Source organism: Gordonia sp. McavH-238-E (assembly GCF_022348225.1).
Classification (GTDB): Bacteria; Actinomycetota; Actinomycetes; order Mycobacteriales; family Mycobacteriaceae; genus Gordonia; species Gordonia terrae.
Window position 1 is genome coordinate 1 of the sequence record NZ_JAKRFE010000028.1, and the last position, 23,518, is coordinate 23,518.

Here is a 23,518-nt window from a genome sequence, read left to right on the forward strand (position 1 = left end):
GCCATCCCAGCGTGACCTATGGAGAGCCGGATGCGGTGAAAGCCGCACGTCCGGTTCGGCGGTGCGGCCCCGGGAAATAGCCTGCGAGCAATCGCAGCCACTACGCCCGGGGCCGACACCAACTGGGTTGACGGCGGTCCCACGGATCTGGACAACGGGTGTCTGTTGTGTCAGCGGTGTCATACCCAGGTCCACCACCACGGGTGGCAGGTGGTGATGGGTCCCGACCGGCACCCGTGGCTGATCCCACCGGCCGACGTCGACCCCCAACGCTCACCCCGCCCCGCCTACAACCGGCGCACCATGCGACTCGACGACGCCCTCGTCTAACCGCCCCGCGCACCAGACCCTCCGGCGTCGACCCCGACGCCACAGGTCCTTTGACAACTCCACAGTGTGATATGACCGCCCGCGCCCGGTGGGATCAGGGGGCGTCGGGCACGAGGTCGACATCCCCGGGCGCGGACAGGGTCAGCACCGCTTCGGTGATCCGCGGGTCGCGCTCCAGCTCGTTCTCCAGTTCGCGCAGGGCGACCGCCACCGAGGATTCTGCGTCGTCGCCCGCGAAATCGACTGCGGCGACCAGGAACAGCTGAACGGGTCCGGTGTACTCGACGTGTAGGTAGGTCACCCGATCGATGTTGCTGTGCGCCAGTAAATCTCGGAGGACTCGGCGCTGAACGGCGTCGTCCACTGCCTGTCCGAGCAGGAAGCGGCGGTTCTGGTTGATCAGGACGATCGCGACTATCCCGAGCAGCACACCGACCAGGATGGAACCGATCGCGTCGTAGGTGGCCGACCCGGTGACCTGGTGTAGGAGTACGCCGACGAAGGCGATCGCGAGACCGATGAGTGCGGCCGCGTCCTCGGCGAAGACCGCACGCAGCGTCGGGTCCGAGGTGCGGAACACCTGCCGGAGCAGGCCGATCCGGCGCTTGACGGCGCCGCGCTTGGCCTGCTGGTACGACCGCACGAACGAGATTCCCTCGAGCACCGCGGCGATCGCCAGGACCGCGTAGGCGATGCCATAATCCGTGGCCGGTTCGGGCGACAGGAGTTCGGAGATCCCGTGCTGCACCGACACCGCCGCGCCGACCGCGAACAGTCCGAACGCGGCGAACATCGACCAGATGTATGCTTCGCGCCCATAGCCCTGCGGATGGGTGGAGTCCCGCGGGCGATGCGCACGACGTTCCGCGACGAGCAAGAGGATCTCGTTCCCGGTGTCGGCCCACGAATGCGCGGCTTCGGCGACGAGCGATGCGGACCCGGTGATCATCGCCGCACCCGTCTTGGCGACCGCGATCAGCAGGTTCGACACGAAGGCGATGACGACCGTCAGGAAACTCTCGCTGGGGCCGCCGGATTCGTGCTGCGCTTCGGGAGGAGGAGACACTGCGGTCAGTCTCGCACACGGCGGGGTGCCACCGGTTCCATCCGGGCGGAGATGCCGGGCGGCGCGCCTACACTCGCGGGAGTGGCAGCCCACCCCGACGATCGACCGGCTTCCGGTGCCCCCAGTCCCGACGTCGTCGAACTGGCCACCCGGCTGTTCGACATGGCACGGTCCGGCGACGCCGAGACGCTGGGCAGTTACCTCGATGCCGGCGTCCCGGCCGATCTGCGCAACCAGTCCGGTGACTCGTTGCTCATGCTCGCGGCCTATCACGGGCACGCGTCGACGGTGTCGACCCTTCTCGCCCGCGGTGCCGACGCCGACCTCGCCAACGACAAGGGTCAGACGCCGCTGGCAGGTGCAGTCTTCAAAGGCTTCGACGACGTCGTGCGTGTGCTGGTCGACGCCGGGGCCGATCCCTACGGCGGAACCCCGGACGCCGACGCCGCCGCGTCCATGTTCGGTCGTGACGACCTGCGTCGACTGTGGACCTGACCTGTCGGCGCGGGCCGACGCGGCGTGATCGGGTTCGCATCACGCTCTCAAGTAGGGTTTGAAGTCGTGATCGACCTGAAGACTGTTCGCGACAACCCCGACCTCGTCCGCACCTCACAGCGCACCCGCGGTGAGGACCCGGGCCTGGTGGACGCACTGCTCGCCGCCGACGCCGAGCGTCGCGCCGCGATCGTCGAAGCGGACGCGTTGCGGTCCGAGCAGAAGACGCTCGGCAAGCAGGTCGGCAAGGCTCAGGGCGAGGAGAAGCAGGCGCTCCTGGCGAAGGGCAAGGAACTCGCCGAGCAGGTGAAGGCGGCGGTGGCGCGTCAGTCCGAGGCCGACGCGGCAGCCGCGAAGGCTCACCGGGCGATCTCCAACATCGTGGCCGACGGAGCACCGGCCGGTGGTGAGGACGACTACGTGGTCCTCGAGCACGTCGGCGAGCCACGCGACATCGAGAATCCGAAGGATCACCTCGAACTCGGTGAGTCACTCGGACTGCTCGACATGGAGCGCGGCGCCAAGGTGTCGGGGTCGAGGTTCTACTTCCTCACCGGTCAGGGTGCTCAGTTGCAGCTCGCACTGCTGAACATGGCCGCGCAGAAGGCGACGGCGAATGGGTTCACCCTGATGATCCCGCCGGTGCTCGTGCGTCCGGAGGTCATGGAGGGCACCGGGTTTCTCGGTGCCCACGCCGACGAGGTCTACCACCTGGACAAGGACGACGACCTGTACCTGGTCGGCACGTCGGAGGTGCCGCTCGCGGGGTACCACATGGACGAGATCCTCGACCTGTCCGACGGTCCCAAGCGTTACGCCGGATGGTCGACCTGTTTCCGTCGCGAGGCCGGCAGCTACGGCAAGGACACCCGCGGCATCATCCGCGTCCATCAGTTCGACAAGGTCGAGGGCTTCGTCTACTGCCGTCCCGAGGACGCGGAAGCCGAGCACCAGCGTCTGCTGGGCTGGGAGAAGGACATGCTCGCCGCCATCGACGTGCCTTACCGCGTGATCGACGTCGCCGGGGGCGACCTCGGCTCGTCGGCCTCGCGCAAGTACGACTGCGAGGCCTGGGTTCCGACGCAGGGCACCTACCGCGAGCTGACCTCGACGTCGAACTGCACGACGTTCCAGGCGCGTCGCCTCTCGATCCGGTACCGCGACGAGAACGGCAGACCGCAGACCGCCGCGACCCTCAACGGAACCCTGGCGACGACGCGCTGGCTGGTCGCGATCCTCGAAAACCATCAGCAGCCCGACGGCTCCGTCCGGTTGCCCGCCGAGCTCGCGAAGTTCGTCGGCACCGACGTGCTCACCCCGCGCTGAGCTGAGCTCGTGTCGTGACCGCCGGCATCGTCATCGCGGTGATCGGTTCGCTGGCGTTCGCCGCCGCGGCCGTTCTGCAGGCGCTGGGCGCCGAGCAGGTCGCGCAGCGAGCGGCGATCCGGGAAGAGCGCCGACGATCCGCTGCCGCGCACCCGTCGCTGCGGTCGACCGCGGCGACGATGCTCACGCTGCCGTTCCTCGTCGGATTCGTCTTCGACATCATCGGATTCGTCGCGACGATCGCCTCCGCGCGGATGATCCCGCTCTTCCTGTCGCAGACGATCATCTCCGCCCGGCTGGTGGCAACCGCGCTGCTCGCGATGGTGATCCTGAAAGTTGGACTCACACTGCGGGATTGGATCTCCGGCGGGGTGATCGTGCTGTCGCTGGTGTTGCTCGCGGTCTCCGCGGGTCGCGAAGGCGTGGAGCACACCTCGTGGATGCACTGGGCGGTGCTCGTCGCCGGGCCGGCACTGATCGCACTGGGCGTGATCCTGATGCGCCGGCTGCGCACGCACATCGCGGCGGTCACCGGTCTCATCGCCGGGGCCGTCTTCGGCGTCATGGCGGTCGCGTCGCGCATCCTGGACGGACTCGACCCCCTCGACCTGTCGGTGCTCTTCACCGATCCGGCGCTGTATGCGTTGCTGCTCAGCGGGATCGGCGGTTTCTACCTGTTCACCGTTGCGCTGCAGACCGGGTCGGTCAACGCGGCGGCGGCTGCACTGGTCGTCGGTCAGACGGTCTTGCCCGGCGCGGTGGGGATCGCGTTCCTCGGCGACGTCACCCGAGCCGGGTGGGGCCCCGTCGCGATCGTGGCCTTCGCCGCCGCCGTTCTGGGTGGGGTGGTCCTGGCGTCGTCGGGCGCGGTCACCGCGGTCGAGACCGCCGACGCGACGAACGCGCCTCGCGGATACGGGCATCCGCCCCGCGAGGCCGATCGCCGCTGAAGCGGTCGTAGGGGCGTCGGTCCCCTCACATGATCGCGCCGAGCAATCGGTCGAGTGCTCGGTGTGTGCGTTCGCGGGCGGTGTCGTCGTCGGGGTGCCGGGCCAGCCAGAGTGCGGCCTCGTTCATCGCCCCCGACAGGAGCATCGTGAGGACGTCGACCAACTCGCCGTCGACCCCGACCGCCTCGAGGGCTTCGCGCAGATGGGCGGCCGAGCCGGCCTCGTCGAGTCGACGCCACTCATCCCAGCCGACGACGGCCGGGCCGTCGATCAGCAGTATCCGTACGGCGGGCCCGCTGGTGATCGCATCGACGAAGGCGTGCGAGCCGGCGCTCAATTGGCGCGCCGGGTCGGTGCCCGCGGACTCGGCGGCCGCGACCACCGCGTCGGCGACCCGGTCGTGGCACGCCGCGGCCACGGCCGTGAACAACGCCGCCTTGTTGCGGAAGTGGTGGTAGACCGCGCCGCGGGTGACTCCCGCCGCCTCGGCGACGTCATCGAGGGACACATCGGCGAACCCCCGCTCGGCGAACTGGCGGGTGGCGGCGGCGAGTACGGCGCGGGCCGTTTCGGCGGCGGCTGCGGCAGAGGCTCTCGGCACAGAGGTTCCTTTACGTACGTAGCGTATGTATAGTCGGCTATACATACTCATCGTACGTAAAGGGGTTCGGCCATGACCATCACGAGCGTGTATCCAGTCCTCATGTCGACGGACGTCTCCTCGGCGTCGTCCTTCTACCAGCGCGTTCTCGGCTTCGAGGTCACTTTCGTCGCAGACTGGTACGTCAGCCTCCGCACCGGAGTGTTCGAGTTGGCCCTCGTGGACGCGACACATCCGACGATCCCCGAGGGCTATCGCCGACCCGCCGCCGGACTGTTGGTCAACATCGAGGTCGACGATGTCGACGGTCTGTACCGACGACTGACGGGCGACCACGGGTTGCGTCCGATCCTCGAGTTGCGCGACGAGGACTTCGGTCAGCGGCACTTCATCGTCGAGGGTCCCGATGGGGTGCTCCTCGACTGCATCCAACCGATCGCGGCGGTCGGCGAGTTCGTGGACGCGTACGCCCCCGGAGCGTCGACCGTCTGATCCCGATCGTCCTGATCCCGATCGTCGTGATCCCGATCGTCCCGACCGGTTTCCGTCGACGCGCGGTCGGCAACAGTGGCGATCGTCCCGCACGAGGAGCGCGTCGGTGGCTACTGTTCGACCATGCTGATCGGGATCCTCGCGGCGGTGTTCGCGGCGCTGGCGTACGGCACCGCGTCGGTGTTGCAGGCGCGCGGTGCGCAGAGTGTCGAGGACACCGGTGGTCCGGGTGCGGCACCGTCGCTCCGGTCGACGATCACCGCGATGCTGACCGTGTCGTTCCTGGCCGGGATCGCGCTCGACGGGATCGGGTTTCTGGGCAACATGGTCGCCGCCCGCATGATCCCGCTGTTCCTGGCACAACCGATCGTCAGCGCGAATCTGGTGGTGACCGTCGTGCTCGCCACGATCTTCCTGCACGCGAGACTGTCGGCCCGCGACTGGACGGCGATCGCGGTCGTGGTGGTGTCGCTGGTCCTGTTGGGGTTCGCGGCCGGGGACGAGGGACACGAACACGAATGGTGGTTGCACTGGGCGGTTCTCGCGGCCGGCGTGGCGATTCTCGGTGTCGGCCTCGTGGTCCTGCCGCGGATGCAGAGTCGGGTCTCGGTTCTCGCCGGGCTGTCGGGGGGCGTGCTGTTCGGCGTCCTCGCGGTCGCGGTGCGCATCCTCGACGGCCTCGACCCCTCCGATCTCGGCGAACTGCTCACCGACCCGGCGCTGTACGCGATCATCTTGTGCGGCCCGGGCGGTTTCTACATGTTCACCGTCGCACTGCAGAAGGGGTCGGTGAGCGCCGCATCGGCCGCCCTGGTCGTCGGTGAGACGGTCGTCCCAGGAGCCATCGGAATCCTGGTGCTCGGCGACACCACACGGGCCGGTTGGGGGGCCGTCGCGGTGATCGCGTTCGTCGCCGCCGTGGCCGGTGCGGTGGTGGTCGCGATGTCGCCGGTGGTCGAGGCGGTCGAGCGGGCCGGCGAGAATCCGGTGCCGGACGCCACTTCCGGGTGAACAGCGGTACGCGGCGTCGTGCCGAGTCGGAACGAAACCTGCTGCCGACGCCGCATATCGGGCATGATCATGACTCATGCGGCTTCTCTCCCGCAGCCTCGGAACGCTGACCGCGATCCTCGGGCTGACGACGTCCCTGTCCGTGCTCGCGCCCACGGTGTCGGCGGCTCCGGTTCCCGTACCCGCGGCGGCGCCGGCGCAGTTGCCGTCCCAGGATCCGTTCTATGACCCGCCATCGGGGTACGAGTCGCGTTCGCCGGGTGCGGCGCTGAGGACGCGACAGGTCGAGTTGGGTTGGCGCGGAACCAGTATCCCGATCTCGGCCACCCAGATCCTCTATCGGACGACGAACCAGTTCGGTGGGCCGACGGCGACGGTCACCACGGTCATCTCACCGCCGGGTGCGCCCGCCGGGGCCCCGCGGCGCGTCGTCTCCTACCACTCGTTCTACGACGCGCTGGGCTCGCAGTGCGACCCGTCGTACACGCTGCGCGGTGGCAATGCGGCCGAGGCGCCGATCGACATCACGCTCATCTCCGGTCTCCTCGCCGCCGGGTACACCGTCGCCGCCCCCGACTACGAAGGTCGCGGACTGCGGTGGACGATGGCTCGCGAATCGGGCTACGCCGCACTCGACGGTGTCCGCACCGCGCTGACCCACCTGCGCGCGCCGGCCCGGACCCCGGTCGGCCTTTTCGGCTACTCGGGGGGTTCGATCCCCACCGGCTTCGGCGCGGAACTGGCCCCGCGCTATGCACCGGAGCTGAACATCGTCGGTGCGGCCGCGGGCGGCGTGCTGGTGAATCCGGCCAACAATCTCGGGTACGTCAACGGCAGCGAGAACTGGGCCGGCGTCATCCCGGCGCTGATGGCGGTGTACGGCGAGACCTACGACATCGACCTGCAGCCGTACCTCTCGCCGAAGGGCAAGCGGGTCCTCGGGCAGGTGGCGGGGGAGTGCATCGAGGCGTTCGCCGACAAGTACCCGGGTCTGACCGATCACCAGCTCCTCGTGCCGACGGTCGGCGGCCTGCTGGACGTCCCCGGCGTGCGGCAGGCGATCTCGCAGAACGTGATGGGCACGCTCGGCACCCCGCGGAGTCCGATGATGCTGGGGGTCGGCAACGTCGACGGCACCGGCGACGGTGTGATGATCACCGCCGACGTCGCACGCCTGGCCGGGTCGTTCTGCAATCGAGGGGTACCGACCACGTTCACCGAGTACCGCGGCTCGAATCACACCCGGGCGTTCATCCCGTGGAGCGCCGACGCGCTCGGATTCCTCGACCGTCGGTTCGCCGGGCAACCCGCCGGCGGGTGCGGCCGATGACCGCCATTTCTGTCGCCGCGACCTGCGGGAAACCGTGAGCAGGTGGACGACGCGCGTCGAGCGCGCCGGAGATGCCGATGCCATCCGCGAGGTGGTGACGGCGGCCTTCCCGACCCCCGACGAGGCGCGGATCGTCGACGAGCTGCGCGCCGATCGCGACGCCTGGATCGACGGGTTGTCGATCGTCGCCACCGACGCCGACGACTCGATCGTCGGGTACGCCCTGTACTCCAGGTGCCGGGTCGACGCCGAGCCCGCGCTCACCCTCGGACCGTGCGCGGTGGTGCCGTCGCATCAACGGACCGGGGCCGGCTCGGCGGCCGTCGTCGCCGGTCTCACCGCGGCGCGAGAACTAGGCGAGAACCTGGTGCTGGTTCTCGGTCACGCCGAGTACTACCCGAGGTTCGGCTTCGTCCCCGCGTCCCGCTTCGGCATCCGTGCTCCGTTCGACGTCCCGGACGAGGCGATGATGGCGCTACCCCTCGACGACGCCCGTCCGGTGCCGAGCGGGACCATCGCCTACCCGGCCGCGTTCGGGGTGTAGAACGCGTCTCGCGCCCCAGGGATGGACTCCCTGGAGCGCGAGACCTGCTGCCGACGTGATCCCGCCGAGGGGACGCGGGTTCAGTCGGCGTCAGCCGAGGGACTGGCGTTGGTTCCCCCGTCGGACACCTCGAAGTTCTTCCACTCGCCGTCATCGTGGACCTGCATCACGGTGCCCAGGCTGTCGTCCGGTGCGGCGACGGTCTTGAACCAGTCGTAAGCGCCGGTGGCGTCGTCGAACTCCTTCTCCTCGACGACGTTCTCGTTCGCGTCGACTACGCGGTACTTGGCCATGATGTTCTCCTCACGGTCGATGTGTGCGACGTCTTGTCCCCGGGCCCGGTCGGGCCGAAAGTCCTGACGCCATCGTATGAATCGGGTCGCCGACGTGGGGTCGATGTGCGTGCGTCGACGTCGGATCGTGTCTGCGCGCAACGGGTCGGTAACGATCGACTCGGGCAGGTCCCTTCCTGCCGTGCCGGAGGTCTACCCACAATCGCGGCGAGGTAATCCGGAGGACGGACCGTCGGGGTCAGAGGCCGCCGAACGAGTGACTTCGGGTGTCGGTGGGTACACCGCGGAACGACATCGGTGTCGTGTCGTCAGGAGGAACGGTGAACGACAGGATCGTGGATCCGTGGGGTAGGCGCACCCCCTACGCATCCGGGGAACAGTGGCCGACGCGTGTCGACCAGCACCTCGCCGACGGGTTGACCGACGACGATGTACAGCGGTGGGTTCGGTCCGCATCGGTGCTGCATTCGAACGGTGATGCCTTGGACATCGCGGTGACCGACGACCGGATCGTCGGGGTCCGGGGCCGGGCGAAGGATCGGGTAAACCGCGGTCGCGTCGACGTGAAGGATCTCTATGGGTGGCAGGCCAGTTCGTCGCCCGACCGGCTGACGCGCCCACTCGTACGCGAGAACGGCCGCTTCGTCGAGGTCGACTGGGACACTGCCATGAACCGGATCGTCGAGCGGTCCCGGCTGCTGCTCGAGGAACAGGGTCCGTCCGCGATCGGCTTCTACACATCCGGTCAGCTCTTCCTGGAGGAGTACTACACACTGGCGGTCATCGCGCACGGCGCCATCGGTACCGACCACGTGGACGGCAACACCAGATTGTGCACGGCAACGGCGGCCGAAGCACTCAAGGCATCGTTCGCGAGCGACGGTCAGCCGGGCACCTACACCGACATCGACCATGCCGACACCATCGCGCTGTTCGGTCACAACATCGCCGAGACCCAGACGGTCACCTGGATGCGCATGCTCGACCGCCTGGCCGGACCGAACCCGCCCGCCATCGTCTGTGTCGATCCGCGGAGCACGCCGGTGGCCCGGCACGCCACCGTCCATCTCGCGCCGATGCCCGGGACGAACGTCGCGCTGATGAACGGGCTGCTGCACGAGATCATCGCCAACGAGTGGATCGACCGCGACTACATCGATTCGTACACAGTCGGTTTCGACGATCTGCTCCGCGTGGTGGCGGACTACCTTCCCGACCGTGTCGCCGCTGTCTGCGGTGTGCCGGTCGAGGACCTTCGCCATGCGGCACGACTGCTCGGGACCGCCGAGCGGTTGACGTCGACGGTGCTGCAGGGCTTCTATCAGTCCCACCAGGCGACCGCCGCCGCCGTCGGGGTCAACAACATCCACCTGGTGCGCGGCATGCTCGGCCGGCCGGGATGCGGTCTGCTGCAGATGAACGGTCAGCCCACCGCCGAGAACACCAGGGAATGCGGCGCGGACGGCGACCTCGCCGGATTCCGCAACTGGGCGAACGACGCCCACGTGACCGAGCTCGCCGAGCTGTGGAACATCGACAAGGATCATCTCCCGCATGAGAATCCACCCACGCATGCCATGGAGATCTTCCGCCTGGCCGAGGCGGGGTCGGTGCGGATGCTGTGGATCAGTGCGACGAATCCTGCTGTGTCGCTACCAGAACTGTCGCGGATCCGGGCGATCCTCCAGCGGGACGACCTGTTCGTGGTCACCCAGGACATGTTTCCCAACGAGACCACCGAACTCGCCGATGTCGTACTGCCGGCCGCCGGTTGGGGCGAGAAGACCGGGACCTTCACCAACGCCGACCGCACCGTGCACCTGTCCGAGAAGGCGGTGGAGCCACCCGGTGAGGCCAGGCCCGACCTCGACATCTTCCTCGACTACGCGCGGCGGATGGACTTCCGCGACCGGGACGGGGATCCGTTGCCGCCGTGGACCGACGCCGAGTCGGCGTTCGACGCCTGGCGGGACTGCAGCGCGGGGCGGCCATGCGACTACAGCGGGATGTCCTACGAGTTGTTGCGGACGCGCGGCGGAGTCCAATGGCCCTGCACCGCAGACGCTCCCGACGGAACCGAGCGTCTGTACGCCGATGGGCGGTTCTGGAGCGCGGCCGATTACTGCGAGTCGTTCGGCAAGGACCTCGTCACCGGTGATCCGCTGGACGCCGATGACTACCGGGCCATCAATCCGGGCTCGCGGGCGCTGATCAAGGCAGTCCCCTACTTGCCTCCTCCGGAGAGTCCCGGTGCGGAGTTCCCGTTCGCCTTGATCACCGGACGCACGGTCTACCACTTCCACACCCGCACCAAGACCGGACGAGCGCCCGAACTCGAGCACGCGGCACCCGAGGTGTGGGTGGAGGTCAACGCTGTGGATGCCGCGCGCACCGGTGTGCACGACGGCGACCTCGTCGAGATCGCCAGCCCGCGCGGCGCCATCACCGCAACGGTGCGGATCGCCGGCATCCGCCGCGGTGTCCTGTTCGTGCCCTTCCACTACGGGTACTGGGACGCCGACGACGATGCCGGTCACCACCGCGCGGCCAACGAGCTGACGATCACCGACTGGGATCCGGCGTCGAAGCAGCCGATCTTCAAACTCGGTGCGGCGTCGTTGACGCTCCGCGCGCCGGGGTGACCCGACCGCATGTGCCGAGCCCCGCGTCACGGCACCCGCGGCGGATTGCCCAACCGCTGGTTGACCATCAGGGCCAGATTGTTGCCCACGAGGTTGACGAACGCGCGCCAGGTGGTCGGGTCTAGCGCCATCGACCCCTGATCGCTTGTGGTGCAACCGGTCTGTGCCGGCTTGCCGTCCAGGCGATCCCGCATCCACACGATGGCCGGCGCGAACCCCTCGACAGCAAGGGTGATGTGTTCGCTGAAATGGTCGCGCACGTATCGCACACTCGCGCCATCGGCGCAGTAGGTGCGGACCAACTCGTTGACCGGGCCTACGGGGGCGATCCAGTCGGGGTTCGACTGATAGATGAACATCGGGAAGTCGGGGGTGGTGTAACCCATCTTGAGCTGATCCAGCACCTTTCGCGGTGTCGGGTGGTCCAGTGGATCGCCCGGCAGGTTCACCAGGCCCTTGATGTTCACGAAGGGGGCGAGTGCGGCCTGGTAGGTGAGGCACAGCGGATTCTTGGCCGCCAGCAGGGCTCTGCCGAGCGGGTTCATGTGTCGCTGGAGGAAACGGTCGAGTTCCGGGTACTCGCGGCTGACGCCGATGATCCCGGCCATGATCAGACCCGACGCCGCGTTCTTGTCGGCGAGATCGACCAGCGCTCGGATGTTCGCGGGCACCCCACCTTCGGCAGCGCCGACGATCGGGAGTTCCGGCGCGTACTGCGAGTGCAACTCCGCTGCCCACCCGGTGGCGATCGCGCCGCCGGAGTAGCCCATCAGACCCACCCGCACGTCGTCTCTGAGCCCCAGTGGTGCGAAGTTCCGCGCGCCCCGGATCCCGTCGAGGGTGATGCGTCCCGCGAGAGGCCCGGCTGCGAAGGCGGATTCGGGGCCCTGATGGTCGGGGATGACGACCGACCAGCCGGCGCCGACCAACGAGGTGATCTGTAGGACCTCGAGGCTCGAGTCCGCCGAGCCGGTCAGCTGCCCCGGGATGGAGGCCTGCTGCAAGGCATACGACGGCGCGCAGTACATCGCGGTGGAGTCCTCCGCGGACTGCCACGACACCAGCTTCGACGGTCCGGGCTTCGCCGGCCCCTTGGGTTTGAGCAGCGTCGCCACGGCCGGGATCGGCTCGCCGCGGGTGTTGGTCGAGCGGTAGGAGATCTGCCAGGCGTCGACGTTGATCGGGATCACCGACAGGGCGGCGACATGGACACGCCGGGCGGCGATGAGCTCACCGGGCTTCTTGGCCGCGACCACCGCCTGCGGCGGCAGATAGAAGTCCGTGTCGAACTCCGGGATCGCGGGCGGCACCGGGAACGGGAGGACCGGCGCCACCGGGACCGACGCTGGGGTTGCATTCGCGGCAGCCGAATCCAGTGGTCCGCCGGCGATCAGCGCAACCAGTCCGATCCCGACAGTCAGGCGCACGACGATCCGTGAGCCGTGGCGTTTCCATCCCCGCATGGCAACCCTTCCGAAAAGTGAGACGGAGGTGTCTCACACTTCGCCAGAACATACACCCGGTGTGTCCGAGGACACAACGTCCGGGGTGGGCGGCGAATGTCTCAGAGCGTGGTGAAGGCGAGCAGGATGTCGGCGAGAACCGCGACGACGTCGTCGAGTGTGCCGGGTTCGGGCGATTCGCTCCAGCGATGGACCAGGCCGGTGAGTGCCCCGACGAATGCGATCGCGAGGTGGCGCTGCCGCGGCGTCGCGGGGCGGTCGGCGAACTCCGACATGGCGTCGACGAAGAACTCGACCCATTCCTCACGGCCGTCGAGGCGGTGCTGCTCGACGCGGGGGCTCACCCCGACGATCTGGACGAACGACACCGCCGCGCGCCGGGGATCGGTGCCCACCGATTCCATGTAGGCGCGCATCGCCGCCGTGCTCAGGTCGCGGAGATCCCGAGAAGGGCTGGCGGCCAATGCTTCTGCCACGGCGACGCGAGCGGCGCCCTGCACGGTGTCGTACAGCGCGACCAGCAGTTCCTCGCGGTCGGTGAACTCCGCGTAGAACTGCCGGCGAGACAGTCCGGCCACCCGGCAGATCGACGTCACCGACGACTTCGCGTAGCCGGTGCCGGTGAACTCGACCAGCGCGGCGTCGAGGAAACGCTGCCGCCGTTCGGCGGCGCGGTCGCTCACCGAACGGCCACCGTACGTGCGTTCGGAGGTCATCGGGGTGGCGATCCGGCTACGAGTCGAGTCTGGACGCGCGGAGGTCGTGTCCCTTCGACGTCAGGCAGCGTCCGGTGGGCAGGTCCCACTGCCATCCGTGCAGATTGCAGGTCAGCTTCTCGCCCTCGATGACCCCGAACTTGCCGAGGTCGGCCTTGAGGTGCGGACACCGCCGCTGGATCTCCCAGCCGTCCTTGGTGATCGACGCCGAGTCGTCGTGCGCCTCGGCGAACCACCCGTCCGCGTAGGCGATCCGCTCGTCGGTGAGGCATTTGAAGAAGGTGTAGAGGAACTCGTTGTACCCGCCGATCCGCCAGGTGGTGAAGCGCGTCGACAGGAAGATGGTGTTGACCCAGTCGGGCTCGTCGTCGCGCAGGACGGTCCGCACCAGCTCGGTGGCGATGCGGAATCCGTAGCGGTACTTGCCCTCTCCTTCTTTCGGCTCACGCACGATGCGGTTCGGGAAGTCGAGGACGACCGTCTCGGTGGCGTCGTTGGCCGCGCCCCCGCCCGGCGTCATGACGAGCCCGACGGGGTAGCCGATGCCGTCGCAGATGAGGTCCGACTGTCGCATGATCGGTTCGAAGAGGTCCCGCAGCGCCGGCAGCAGCGGCTCGCCCTCGGCCGGTGCCCACGTGGCCTTGTCCGCGGCGATGACCGGCGCGAACTTCTCCTTCATGCGCTCGAGGTACGCGCGCTTGTTCTCGCCGAAGACGTCGGCGGGTGCGTAGGGATGCGTGACCTCGTTCAGGACCGGACCGGAGAACTCTGCGACGGAACCCGACACCATCATCAGGCCGCGGTGCTTCTCACCGTCGTCGGTGCCGTGGATGCGCATCTGCTCCAGGAAGGTCTCCTGGTCGGGGAAGATCGAAGTGTCGTCGGCGGTGTCCGCGGACCCGAAGTCGTTGAGGTAGAACAGATCCTCGTCGAGGAACATCGGCGGGCCGGCCGACGGGACCACCCAGGTCGCGCCGACCTGCTCGATGTACGAACGCGCCCGGTCCATTCCGCGTTGACGCTTCTGAGAGGCGAAGTTGGCCTTGGACTTCCGCGGGATGTCGTAGACCATCGGGTACCAGATGGCGCCCGAGTACTGCAGCAGATGGACGTCGACGTGTCCGAACGCCTCGTCGACGACGTCGAGGTCGATCGGGCGGGCGTCGTTCATGTTGAAGCAGACGGTCTCGCCGTCGGAGACGATCAGGCCGCTGTCGCCGATCGGCCCGTCGGCGGGCGCGCGCAGCGCGATGATCATGACGTCGAGCGAACCCTTGTCGTTCGTGACCGTCGTCTTGACCGAGTCGGTGGTCTCGACGAATGTGGTGAAGCCGAGTTTCTCCAGTTCGCGGCGCAGGTCCGGCACCGGATAGTCGGGCAGCAGGACCGTGGCGTCCTTGCTGACGTTCTCGCGCAGGTTGCGCTCGTCGAAGTGATCTCGATGCAGGTGCGAGACGTAGAGGTAGTCGCAGTCGCCGAGCGTCTTCCAATCGAGTTCGGAGTTGTCCGGGAAGGGCACCCAGGAGGCGAAGTACGTCGGGTTGACCCAGGGGTCGCAGAGGATCGATCCGGCGGTGGTCTGGATGTGGAAACCGGCATGACCGATGCTGGTGATCTGCACGAAGGGGCCTTTCATGGTGTGCGCGGGGCTGCGCGGCAGGGCACTACAGGCATCCAGGGTATCGAGCCGTGCCGGACGGACGCGTGGGCCATGAGTCCTCCTCGGGTGCGCGGCGTGAGCAGGCTCACGGCGCTCTTCGCTACACGCCGAGTCGCTCCCGGACGCCGCGGGCGAGGATCGGCAGCCTGGACGCCGCGAACAGGCTCCGAACCAGCTTGCTGTCGTCGCGCGGCATGATCCCGGCCCGCTGGACGGCGTCGATGAAGTCGTAGAGGGTCTCGCCCTCTTCCATCAGGCCGTCGGCGTCGAAGTGGTACCGGTCGACCGCCGGCGCCTGGATGAACCGCCCGTCGCGGTAGATGGTCGGCGCCGATCGGTCGTACGGGTACATCCTCAGCGCCCCGCTGAAGTGACCGCTCCCGATGTACCGGATGACGGTCCGCACCGTGCCGTCGGGCTGGATGTCGATGTAAGCCTGATCGGGCAGTGGGTCGTATCGCCAGTCCGGGATGGCGTCGAAGAAGGCGAAGTTGTAGGTGACGAAGTCGTCGATGCCGACGATCGTGCGGCCGAAGGTCGTCACGTCGGTGTAGCGCAGGTCCGTGGCGTACAGCTCCTCGTTAACGCTCATGTCGCGGACCAGGAAGCTCCACCAGTACTTCTTGGCCCAGGTCATGATCCACGACAGGTCGGTGTCGTGGGCGTTGCTCAGATGCACGAGTTTCCGGTCGAAGGCCTCGAACCATTCCTCGGTGGTCCGTTGGAGCTCGGCTTCGGGGATGGCGCGGATCGGGACACCGCGGTTGGCGTCGAGATATTCCGGGACAGGCTTGGCCAGCCGGGGACGGGCGAGTGCTTCCTGGAAGGCCTCTTCGGTGAACATGAATCGCATGATTCATGTTGAATCGACCGATGTCAATGGGAGGGTCCGGTCGAAGTGCGACGATGAGCGGATGACTCCGGAGAAACTGTGGCGCGGCCAAACCCTCGCCGACCGGTCGTCCGACCGTCGCGAGCAGATGCTCGCCGTCGCCGAGCAGCTGCTCGGTTCGGGCGGCGCGAATGCTGTGACGATGCGCGCCGTGGTCCGCGAGGCGAATCTCAGCCCCCGGTACTTCTACGAGAGCTTCGCGTCGCGCGAGGACCTGGTGACGGACGTGTACGACCGGGTCACCGACCAGCTCCTGACGGAGATCGCCGCCCTTCCACGCGTCGCCGACCGTCGGGAGAATGTGAGGGCGGTCCTCGAGGTCTGCCGAGAGTTCTTCGAGGCCGATCCCGGACGAGCGCGCATCCTGCTGCGCGAACCGCTCGCCGACGACGTCCTGCGCGCACGACGGGCGGCAACGGTGCCCGGCTTCGTCGCGTCGGTGCTGGAGATGACCACCGGGGCGCACGCGAGCTCACCCGAGCGACTCGCCGTCGTGTCGTCGGCGCTGGCGGGGGCACTGGTCGCGCTGTACCTCGACTACATCGACGGCCGCCTCTCGCTCACGCCCGCGCAACTGGCCGACGCAGCGGTCGACCTCGTGTCCGCCGTCACCCGGCTCGCCACCGCCGACGACGGCGAGGGGTCGGCGGCGAGTGGCTAAGCTCTCTCGCATGGAACCCGTCTACGACACCGTGATCACCGCCGCCCGCCTGCTGTGGCTGGCCGAAGGTCTGAAGTTCACGGTGTCGGGTGTCGAACACGTACCGGCCGACGGCCCCGGCGTCGTCGCGATCAATCACACCGGCTATCTCGACTTCACCTACGCCGGCATCCCGGCTTTCCTGCAGGGGCGTCGCAAGGTCCGCTTCATGGCGAAGAAAGAGGTCTTCGACAACAAGATCTCCGGCCCGATCATGCGCTCGCTCAAGCACATCCCCGTCGACCGCGCCCAGGGTGCGGACAGCTACCGCAACGCGGTCGACTATCTCAGGCGCGGCGAACTCGTCGGGGTCTACCCCGAGGCGACGATCAGCCGGAGCTTCGAGCTGAAGGCCTTCAAGTCGGGCGCCGCGCGGATGGCGATCGAGTCCGGTGCGCCGATCGTGCCCACGGTCATCTGGGGCGCGCAACGAGTCTGGACCAAGGGCCACCCCAAGCAACTGGGTCGAACCGGGTACAAGATCTCGATCGGTGTCTGTGAGCCCCTCGATGCCACGGGCAGCCCCGACGCCCTCACGGCGAAGCTGCACGAGGTCATGAGTGCGAAACTCCTCGAACTCCAGGAGGCCTACGGCGAGCACCCGAAGGGCGAGTTCTGGGTTCCCGCACGGCTCGGCGGTTCCGCGCCGACGCTCGAGGAGGCCAATCGCATGGATGCCCAGGAGCAGGCCGAACGCGCCGCCAAGCGCGAGCCCCGGAACGACGACCCCGGAGTGGTCTGAGCAGACCTCGCGCCCCAGCGTTGCCTGTCGGTTGTCGTCGTCCCGCGGTGTCGTCCGGCGTCGTTAACCTGGACTCATGAGCGCAGGGAGGCACGGGCACCGCGAGCCGGTGTATCGCACCCTGGAACTCATCGCCAACGGACTCGTCCGAGCCCAGGGTCTCGACCTGCACTTCACCGGTGTCGAGAACGTCCCGGACACCGGCGGCGCGGTCCTGTGTGTCAACCACACCGGTTACGTCGACTTCCTCCCGCTCGCGCTCGGCGTCCAGCGCGCCGGCCGCCGAACCCGCTTCCTCATCAAGTCCGAGGTCATGGACATCGGGATCATGCGGTTCCTGGTCAACCACACCAGAACGGTCCCCGTCGACAGGTCGCGCGGCGCGGAGGCCTATCGCGCCGCGCTCGGGCGTCTCCGGGACGGGTACATCGTCGCCGTCTACCCGGAAGCGACGATCAGCCGCAGCTTCGAGCTCAAGGAGTTCAAGAGCGGGGCGGCCCGGATGGCAGCCGAAGCCGGCGTCCCCATCATCCCGGCGATCGTGTGGGGTGCCCATCGGCAGTGGACGAAAGGTGGGGTGCGGGACATCGGGCGCAGCCGGCTCCCCGTCCACGTCCGATACGGTCTGCCGTTCACCCCCGGGCCGGACGAGTCCCCGGAGCGTGAGACCCTGAGGCTCCGCGACACCATGAACTCGATGCTCCTCGAGGTCCAGGACTCCTACGGTCCGCACCCACCGGGTGAGTTCTGGGTTCCGTCACGACTCGGCGGCTCGGCACCGACACCCCAGGAGGCCGCCGTGATCGAAGCCGACGAGGCGCTGCGCAAAGCCGAGGCGCGGGCGAGACGAGCCGCCGAGAGAGCTCGGTCGAGAGGAAGCAGACGCTGATGACATTCGGTCCACCCACACTCATCGCCAGCGATGTGGACGGAACCCTCATCGACGACGAGAACCGGGTCTCCCCGCGCACGTTGTCCGTGCTGGCCGCCGCCCGCGCCGCCGGAGTGGAGTTCGTGCTGGCCACCGGCCGGCCCCCGCGATGGATCGCCGAGATCACCGATCAGTTCGCCGGCACCGAGGCGTTCGTCCGTTACGCGGTGTGCGCCAACGGCGCCATCATCTACGACGTCGAGCACGATCGCGTGCTGTGGTCGGCGAACCTCGAGCCCGACGCGCTCGTCAAACTCGGAGAGATTGCCTACCAACAGATCCCGGGATGCGGCATCGCGGCCGAACGTGCGGGCCGGTCCGCGCACGACGCGGCGACGGCGCCCTTCGTGGCGAGTGCCGGTTACGAGCACGCGTGGCTCAACCCCGATCACGTCGAGGTCGGCGACGACGAGGTGTTCGGTGATCCGGCGGTGAAACTCCTCGTCCGCAAACCGGGTATGGCCTCCGACGAGATGGCCCGTCGGCTGCAGCCCGTGGTCGGCGACCTCGCCCAGGTGACCTTCTCCACCGACAACGGACTCATCGAACTGTCGGTGCCGGGAACCCACAAGGCGTCGGGGCTCGCACGCCTCGCCGACCTCGCCGGACTCTCGACCGACGCCGTGATCGCGTTCGGCGACATGCCCAACGACGCCGAGATGCTCACCTGGGCGGGGCACGGCGTCGCGATGGGCCACGGTCACCCGGCGGCGCTCGACGCCGCCGACGAGGTCACCGTCGGCAACAACGACGACGGCGTCGCCAAGGTACTCGAGCGCTGGTTCGCCCCGCGCTGATCGTCTCGCGGATCCGCGGCTCAGGCCGCAGGCGGTACCGGTGCGGGTGCTCCGGGCTCGGCCGGCGGCGGCGCGGGGGCACCAGGATCGGCCGGCGGGGGAGCCGGGGCGGCCGGATCGGCGGGCGGCGTCGGTTCGGGTGCCGGCGGGGCACCGCCGGCGAGCGCCCGGATCGCGGTGAGCGCCGCGTAACCGTGTACCCCCGGGCAGCTGGTGCTGTTGTAGTCCCGGTGCCCGGAGATCACCGGCAGATTCGACTGGGTGCCCGCGGCGAACTTGGTGCCGGCGAAGCCTTCTGAGGTCAACGTCGCAGTCCCGGCGGGATTGAGTCCGGCCTTGCCGAGGCGCCAGCGCAGGAACTTGCCGGTCGCCGACACCATCGCCGCGGTCGGCGGGACCTCGTCGAGATTGCCGATCATCGACACCCCGACGGTCTCCTTGTTGAACCCGCCCGTGTGCGTGCCCTCGACATTGCGGTCGAGTCCGCCGAACGCGCCCTCGAAGATCTGGCCGTACTTGTCGATCAGCACGTTGTAACCGATGTCGCACCAGTTCAGGCTGCGCGCGTGGTACGCGTAGATGCCGCGGACGATCTCGACGGACTGCTGCGGGGTGTAGTCGTTGCTGCCGGCTGTGTGGTGCACGATCGCGCCGCGCATGTGCGGGGAGTAGACCGGTTGCGAACAGCGAATGGACTCATCGGCGCCCCACGCCTGGCGGGCGACGACCTGCGGCCCGCCGGTCAGCGGCGACAGCAACGACGAGCCCAGGCCGAGCAGGCTCTCCGGGCTGATGAGCGTCGCCTTCAGCGCGTTCAGGGCGACGGTGGCCAACTCCGTCACCACCGTGCTCGCGGTGCCGACGGCCAGTTGGGCGAGATCGCCGCCCTGTGTTTCCGCAGCCGGGATCGCGAGTCCGTCCTTGCTCGCGGCGACCTGCACCTCACGAGCGTCGCCCACCCAGACCGGCTCGGTGCCGACCGGGTTCTTCACGCTCGGCGCCTGCCCGCGCGAGATCTGTTCCAGGACGGTCCACGGCCCCCACTTGCCGTCGGGGTTCTTCGCGCGCAGCTTGAGGTCGACATCGACGGGACGGTCCCACGTGAACGCAACCATCTTGATGGGCGCCTCGCGCACGATGTGCGTCACCGCGGCCCCGACCTCGCGGCCGTCGCGCATCGTGGGTGTCGCCGGCGTCGTACTGCTCGGGGTCGACCGGGTTGTGCCCGGAGTCCGATCGCCTCGCGGCGCGGGTGTCGCCGCCGCATCCGGGGACTCCCGGGTGGTCGACGGAACGCGACGCTCGCTCGTCGGAGCGTCGGTCGTCGGGGTCGCGGATTCTGTGGTCTCCGACGCTGATTCCGACGTCGACGACCCGGGTGTCGACTCCGGTGACGACGAACCCGGTGACCCGGACGGGCCGGTGCTCGTGGACGACCCGCCGGCACCCGGCACGAGTCCCTTCGGCAGCGGAACCGTCAGATCCGGCAGCGGGAACGCGTCCGGATCGATCGGCGGCAGCTCGACACCGGCCGCGGCGAGACCGGAAGACGCGACGTCGACGATGGCGGCGGGCAGTTCCCGCAGCGGGACCTGCTCGATCTCGGTGTCGGAGACCGTCTGCTTGTTGTCCACGAGTTGTGGCTCGGACTGGCTCGCGATCACCACGAACGGTGTCGCGACGACCGCAGCGGCGATCGCGGCGAGCGCGATCGAGGGTTTCGGTCTGGGGTAACGCACTCAGGTCTCCTCGCAGGTTGGTCGGACCGCGGCACGGGTGATCGTGGGGGTGTGGTCGGGTCCGGTCAGCCGTCGGCATCCACGCAGCCGACGGCGTCGGAGCCCGGAGGCTTCGAACGCGGTCGACTGTGCTCGGTACGGCGGCCATCGTCGCGGTCGCCGATCCCGGACGTCGGCGACACACGCCGCAACCGCGTAACTCGTGATGTTCTTGTTATCTGTGAGGCACGAGTGGTTCAAGTGGTGATTGTTGATCAAGAGGCAGCTCATCCTCGAGGGTGGTGCGAGGTCACGACAGCCCGGGCAACTCGTGATCCGGTTGTGATCCCCTCGGGTTGGAGATCGGCTCCTTGGTTCACTAGGGTCACTTAAGTCCCAATCGTCACATCAGTCACAGGCGTTACGGAGGCCGTGAGTCCGCGGCAGCCGCGGCTGGTGTCGTCGCGACCGAAGGATGTGTTCTGCAGTGACCAAAGCCCGACCTACACGGCGTCTGCCGAGATGGACGGCGAGCGGTGCGCGGCCCGGGCGGGCTCGCAACCGCGCGTTGACCTGGGCCGCGGCCGGGCTGGCGCCCGCACTGCTGGCCGGTGGACTCGCGGTTGCGAGTTCATCGGAATCGGCCGAACAGGTCGAGCTCTCGGTCGGGTCGACGGTGACGTTGATCGGGCACGGTCATGGCCACGGCCGCGGAATGGGGCAATGGGGAGCGTACGGCTACGCCCGTAAGGGCTGGACGGCACAGCAGATCCTGCGCCACTACTACGGTGGCACCACCGCGGGGAAGGTGGACAGGCCCGAGATCCTGGTGGCCCTCACGGGTCAGGGCTCGGTGAATGTGCACGCGGACGCCGGCATGCGAGTCGGTGGTCAGACGGTGGCTCCCGGGCAGGCGGTCAGCCTGTCCGGGGGCACGGCCACCATCCTCAGCGGATGCGGTGGTGGGGCGGTGCGGTCGGTACCCGCCACGTTCGTCGAACCACTCAGCATGGCGCCCAATCGACCGGGCGGCGAATTCCTCAAGTTCTGCGGTTCGAACAAGGCCTACCGCGGGGCCATGGGCCTCGAAGGTGGGCGCGTGGTCAACCGCATCCACGTCGACGACTACGTCAAAGGCGTCATCCCGCGCGAGAGCCTGCCCGCCTGGGGTGACTCCGGCGGCGCGGCGGCGTTGCAGGCGCAGGCGGTGGCGGCCCGCACCTACGCGCTCGCGGCGATCGCGGGCGGCAAGAAGATCGACGACACCCAGAATTCGCAGGTCTACGGCGGCGTCTCCGGTGAGGACCGGCGGACCAACGCGGCGGCCGACGCCACCGCCGGCCAGATCCTGCTGCAGAACGGACAGCCGGCCTTCACCGAGTTCTCCGCATCGACCGGCGGTTTCACCGCAGGTGGTCGCTTCCCGGCGGTGGTCGACGAAGGGGACACGGTCTCGCCGAACCACAACTGGACGGCCACCGTGAGTGCGGGCAGCATCGGATCGGCTTTCGGGGTCGGTGCCCTACGGAGCTTCGAGGTCATCGAGGCCAACGGCCTGGGTGCCGAACACGGGCGCGCGATCAAGGTCCGCGCGGTCGGCTCGGGTGGCACCGCGGAGGTGAGCGGTGAGGAAGCACGGACCAAGCTGCAGCTGAAGTCCTCGTGGTTCGCGGTGCAGGGCCAGCCCGCACCGCCCCGCATCGTCAAACCACCCACCGGTCCGGCGTCGCCCGGCGGCGGTGGGATCGACTTCGGCAGCCTCGATCAGCTCGCCGAGCAGATCTTGCCCGGGTCGTCGAAGTTCCTGGACATGGCGACCTCGGCGATGAACGGGCGGTTCGCGGACCTCGGTGGGATCACCGGACCGCTCGGCCAGGCGCTCGGCGTGCCGACCCTGATCCCCGACGCCGCGGGCGTCACGCAGCTCTTCGAGAAGGGGATGATGTTCTTCACCCCGGCCACGGGTCCGCGGGTGCTGGTCGGCAAGGGGCTCGAGCGATACCAGGACCGCGGCGGCATCCCCGCGCTGGGCTTCCCGAAGCGCGACGCGTTCCGCTGAGCGCTCAGTCGCCTTCCGGTCCCGCTTCGACGATCTGGGCGGCGACGTCGACGAGTTTGGTGTTGGTGTCCTGCGACAGCCTGGCGAGCAGTGCGAACGCTTCGTCGGCGTCGAGCCGGTAGCGCTCCATGATCATGCCCTTGGCCTGACCGATGATGTCGCGTGAGCCGAGAGCGGCGCGCAGTTGCTGCTTCTCCTGGACCGCGCCGAAGGCGGTCGCGGCGTGGGCCGCGAACAGCTCGCCGACCTGCAGTGCGTCAGGTGTGAACGCGTGGGATCGGGTGCTGTGGAGATTCAGAGCGGCCGAGTCGTCGCCGTCGATGTAGAGGTAGAAGCACGCCATCGACCTGATGCCCAGCTCGGCGGCGGCAGCGGCAAAGGCGGGCCATCGGGTCTCGACGGTCATGTCATCGATGCAGACGGTGTGGACGCCGATGGCCGCGTGTAGGCATGGGCCCTCACCCAGCTCGCGCTGCAATCGGTCCGCCTCGCCGCCGAGGTGGCCCACCATCACCGGTGTCTCGATCGCCCCGTCCGTGACCATGGTCACGGTCGCGTACTCGGCCCCGGGAACCGCGTCGACCGCGAACTTGGTCATGGAACGCAGCGCTGCCTCGGTGTCGTCACTCTCTTTGCGCATCTCGCTCGCGATCCGCGTCATCTGAGCTCCGAAGTCGGCCAATCCGGTCACCCCTGCCTCCTCGTGAGACGTCGTTGCGCGCGCCTCAACTGGACCGACAGCAAAGCGCTGGCTTCGAAA

General features: G+C 68.4%; 22 protein-coding genes and 1 pseudogene. 14 read left to right on the plus strand and 9 right to left on the minus strand.

The window, feature by feature from the left end:
- Positions 1-120 precede the first annotated feature (120 nt).
- A pseudogene (locus tag MHN80_RS24870) lies at positions 121-330 on the plus strand (HNH endonuclease); the annotation flags it as partial.
- Between the two features lie 94 nt (positions 331-424).
- Here the strand turns inward: MHN80_RS24870 and MHN80_RS24875 are convergent.
- The gene (locus tag MHN80_RS24875; protein WP_239404047.1) at positions 425-1,396 is read right to left on the minus strand and encodes a cation diffusion facilitator family transporter; all 972 of its coding nucleotides are present in this window, start codon (positions 1,394-1,396) and stop codon (positions 425-427) included.
- Positions 1,397-1,477: 81 nt separating this feature from the next.
- On the opposite strand from MHN80_RS24875, the gene MHN80_RS24880 reads away from it, so the two are divergent.
- The 3 genes from MHN80_RS24880 to MHN80_RS24890 all read left to right on the plus strand — a co-directional run bounded on the left by MHN80_RS24880 (position 1,478) and on the right by MHN80_RS24890 (position 4,167).
- Positions 1,478-1,891: an ankyrin repeat domain-containing protein gene (locus MHN80_RS24880; protein WP_239404048.1), complete on the plus strand. Its 414-nt coding sequence runs from the start codon at positions 1,478-1,480 to the stop codon at positions 1,889-1,891.
- Positions 1,892-1,957: 66 nt separating this feature from the next.
- Positions 1,958-3,217: a serine--tRNA ligase gene (gene serS / locus MHN80_RS24885; protein ID WP_004021397.1), complete on the plus strand. Its 1,260-nt coding sequence runs from the start codon at positions 1,958-1,960 to the stop codon at positions 3,215-3,217.
- Between the two features lie 14 nt (positions 3,218-3,231).
- Positions 3,232-4,167: an EamA/RhaT family transporter gene (locus MHN80_RS24890; protein WP_239404049.1), complete on the plus strand. Its 936-nt coding sequence runs from the start codon at positions 3,232-3,234 to the stop codon at positions 4,165-4,167.
- Between the two features lie 25 nt (positions 4,168-4,192).
- On the opposite strand, the gene MHN80_RS24895 is transcribed toward MHN80_RS24890, so the two are convergent.
- Positions 4,193-4,768, minus strand: coding sequence for a TetR/AcrR family transcriptional regulator (locus tag MHN80_RS24895; protein ID WP_101822492.1), 576 nt, complete (start codon positions 4,766-4,768; stop codon positions 4,193-4,195).
- Positions 4,769-4,840: 72 nt separating this feature from the next.
- On the opposite strand from MHN80_RS24895, the gene MHN80_RS24900 reads away from it, so the two are divergent.
- The 4 genes from MHN80_RS24900 to MHN80_RS24915 all read left to right on the plus strand — a co-directional run bounded on the left by MHN80_RS24900 (position 4,841) and on the right by MHN80_RS24915 (position 8,145).
- Positions 4,841-5,260: a VOC family protein gene (locus tag MHN80_RS24900; protein ID WP_239404050.1), complete on the plus strand. Its 420-nt coding sequence runs from the start codon at positions 4,841-4,843 to the stop codon at positions 5,258-5,260.
- A gap of 123 nt (positions 5,261-5,383) precedes the next feature.
- Entirely contained in the window at positions 5,384-6,271 is an 888-nt protein-coding gene (locus tag MHN80_RS24905; protein ID WP_239404051.1) for a hypothetical protein, read from the plus strand.
- A 76-nt stretch (positions 6,272-6,347) separates the two neighbouring features.
- Positions 6,348-7,601, plus strand: a complete 1,254-nt coding sequence (locus MHN80_RS24910) for a lipase family protein (protein ID WP_239404052.1) — start codon at positions 6,348-6,350, stop codon at positions 7,599-7,601.
- Between the two features lie 34 nt (positions 7,602-7,635).
- Positions 7,636-8,145 carry a GNAT family N-acetyltransferase gene (locus tag MHN80_RS24915; protein WP_239404053.1) on the plus strand — a complete coding sequence of 170 codons (510 nt, stop codon included), beginning with the start codon at positions 7,636-7,638 and terminating at the stop codon, positions 8,143-8,145.
- Positions 8,146-8,225: 80 nt separating this feature from the next.
- Here MHN80_RS24915 and MHN80_RS24920 read toward each other — a convergent pair whose 3' ends face one another.
- Positions 8,226-8,438, minus strand: a complete 213-nt coding sequence (locus MHN80_RS24920; protein ID WP_004021390.1) for a hypothetical protein — start codon at positions 8,436-8,438, stop codon at positions 8,226-8,228.
- A 320-nt stretch (positions 8,439-8,758) separates the two neighbouring features.
- On the opposite strand from MHN80_RS24920, the gene MHN80_RS24925 reads away from it, so the two are divergent.
- On the plus strand, positions 8,759-11,080 hold the full coding sequence (locus tag MHN80_RS24925; protein WP_239404054.1) for a molybdopterin oxidoreductase family protein: 2,322 nt from the start codon (positions 8,759-8,761) through the stop codon (positions 11,078-11,080).
- Between the two features lie 26 nt (positions 11,081-11,106).
- Here MHN80_RS24925 and MHN80_RS24930 read toward each other — a convergent pair whose 3' ends face one another.
- The 4 genes from MHN80_RS24930 to MHN80_RS24945 all read right to left on the minus strand — a co-directional run bounded on the left by MHN80_RS24930 (position 11,107) and on the right by MHN80_RS24945 (position 15,763).
- Complete coding sequence (locus tag MHN80_RS24930) at positions 11,107-12,543, minus strand: lipase family protein (RefSeq protein WP_239404055.1); 1,437 nt, start codon at positions 12,541-12,543, stop codon at positions 11,107-11,109.
- A 101-nt stretch (positions 12,544-12,644) separates the two neighbouring features.
- Entirely contained in the window at positions 12,645-13,259 is a 615-nt protein-coding gene (locus MHN80_RS24935) for a TetR/AcrR family transcriptional regulator (RefSeq protein ID WP_004021388.1), read from the minus strand.
- 16 nt (positions 13,260-13,275) lie between these two features.
- Positions 13,276-14,880, minus strand: a complete 1,605-nt coding sequence (locus MHN80_RS24940) for a Rieske 2Fe-2S domain-containing protein (protein WP_239404056.1) — start codon at positions 14,878-14,880, stop codon at positions 13,276-13,278.
- 139 nt (positions 14,881-15,019) lie between these two features.
- A complete protein-coding gene (locus tag MHN80_RS24945) occupies positions 15,020-15,763 on the minus strand; it encodes a nuclear transport factor 2 family protein (RefSeq protein WP_239404057.1) in 744 nt (247 codons plus the stop codon).
- Between the two features lie 70 nt (positions 15,764-15,833).
- On the opposite strand from MHN80_RS24945, the gene MHN80_RS24950 reads away from it, so the two are divergent.
- From MHN80_RS24950 to MHN80_RS24965, 4 genes are all read left to right on the plus strand, one after another.
- Positions 15,834-16,472, plus strand: coding sequence for a TetR/AcrR family transcriptional regulator (locus MHN80_RS24950; RefSeq protein ID WP_239404058.1), 639 nt, complete (start codon positions 15,834-15,836; stop codon positions 16,470-16,472).
- A gap of 10 nt (positions 16,473-16,482) precedes the next feature.
- The gene (locus tag MHN80_RS24955; protein WP_033204733.1) at positions 16,483-17,253 is read left to right on the plus strand and encodes a 1-acyl-sn-glycerol-3-phosphate acyltransferase; all 771 of its coding nucleotides are present in this window, start codon (positions 16,483-16,485) and stop codon (positions 17,251-17,253) included.
- 76 nt (positions 17,254-17,329) lie between these two features.
- The gene (locus MHN80_RS24960) at positions 17,330-18,142 is read left to right on the plus strand and encodes a 1-acyl-sn-glycerol-3-phosphate acyltransferase (RefSeq protein ID WP_033204735.1); all 813 of its coding nucleotides are present in this window, start codon (positions 17,330-17,332) and stop codon (positions 18,140-18,142) included.
- Positions 18,142-18,981: an HAD family hydrolase gene (locus tag MHN80_RS24965; protein WP_239404059.1), complete on the plus strand. Its 840-nt coding sequence runs from the start codon at positions 18,142-18,144 to the stop codon at positions 18,979-18,981. Before MHN80_RS24960 ends, MHN80_RS24965 begins: the two co-directional genes overlap by 1 nt.
- A 20-nt stretch (positions 18,982-19,001) precedes the next feature.
- Here MHN80_RS24965 and MHN80_RS24970 read toward each other — a convergent pair whose 3' ends face one another.
- The gene (locus MHN80_RS24970; RefSeq protein WP_239404060.1) at positions 19,002-20,720 is read right to left on the minus strand and encodes an N-acetylmuramoyl-L-alanine amidase; all 1,719 of its coding nucleotides are present in this window, start codon (positions 20,718-20,720) and stop codon (positions 19,002-19,004) included.
- A 454-nt stretch (positions 20,721-21,174) separates the two neighbouring features.
- On the opposite strand from MHN80_RS24970, the gene MHN80_RS24975 reads away from it, so the two are divergent.
- Entirely contained in the window at positions 21,175-22,758 is a 1,584-nt protein-coding gene (locus MHN80_RS24975; RefSeq protein ID WP_239404061.1) for a SpoIID/LytB domain-containing protein, read from the plus strand.
- 4 nt (positions 22,759-22,762) lie between these two features.
- Here the strand turns inward: MHN80_RS24975 and MHN80_RS24980 are convergent, their stop codons facing one another.
- The gene (locus tag MHN80_RS24980) at positions 22,763-23,449 is read right to left on the minus strand and encodes a GAF and ANTAR domain-containing protein (RefSeq protein ID WP_239404062.1); all 687 of its coding nucleotides are present in this window, start codon (positions 23,447-23,449) and stop codon (positions 22,763-22,765) included.
- Positions 23,450-23,518: the final 69 nt, after the last annotated feature.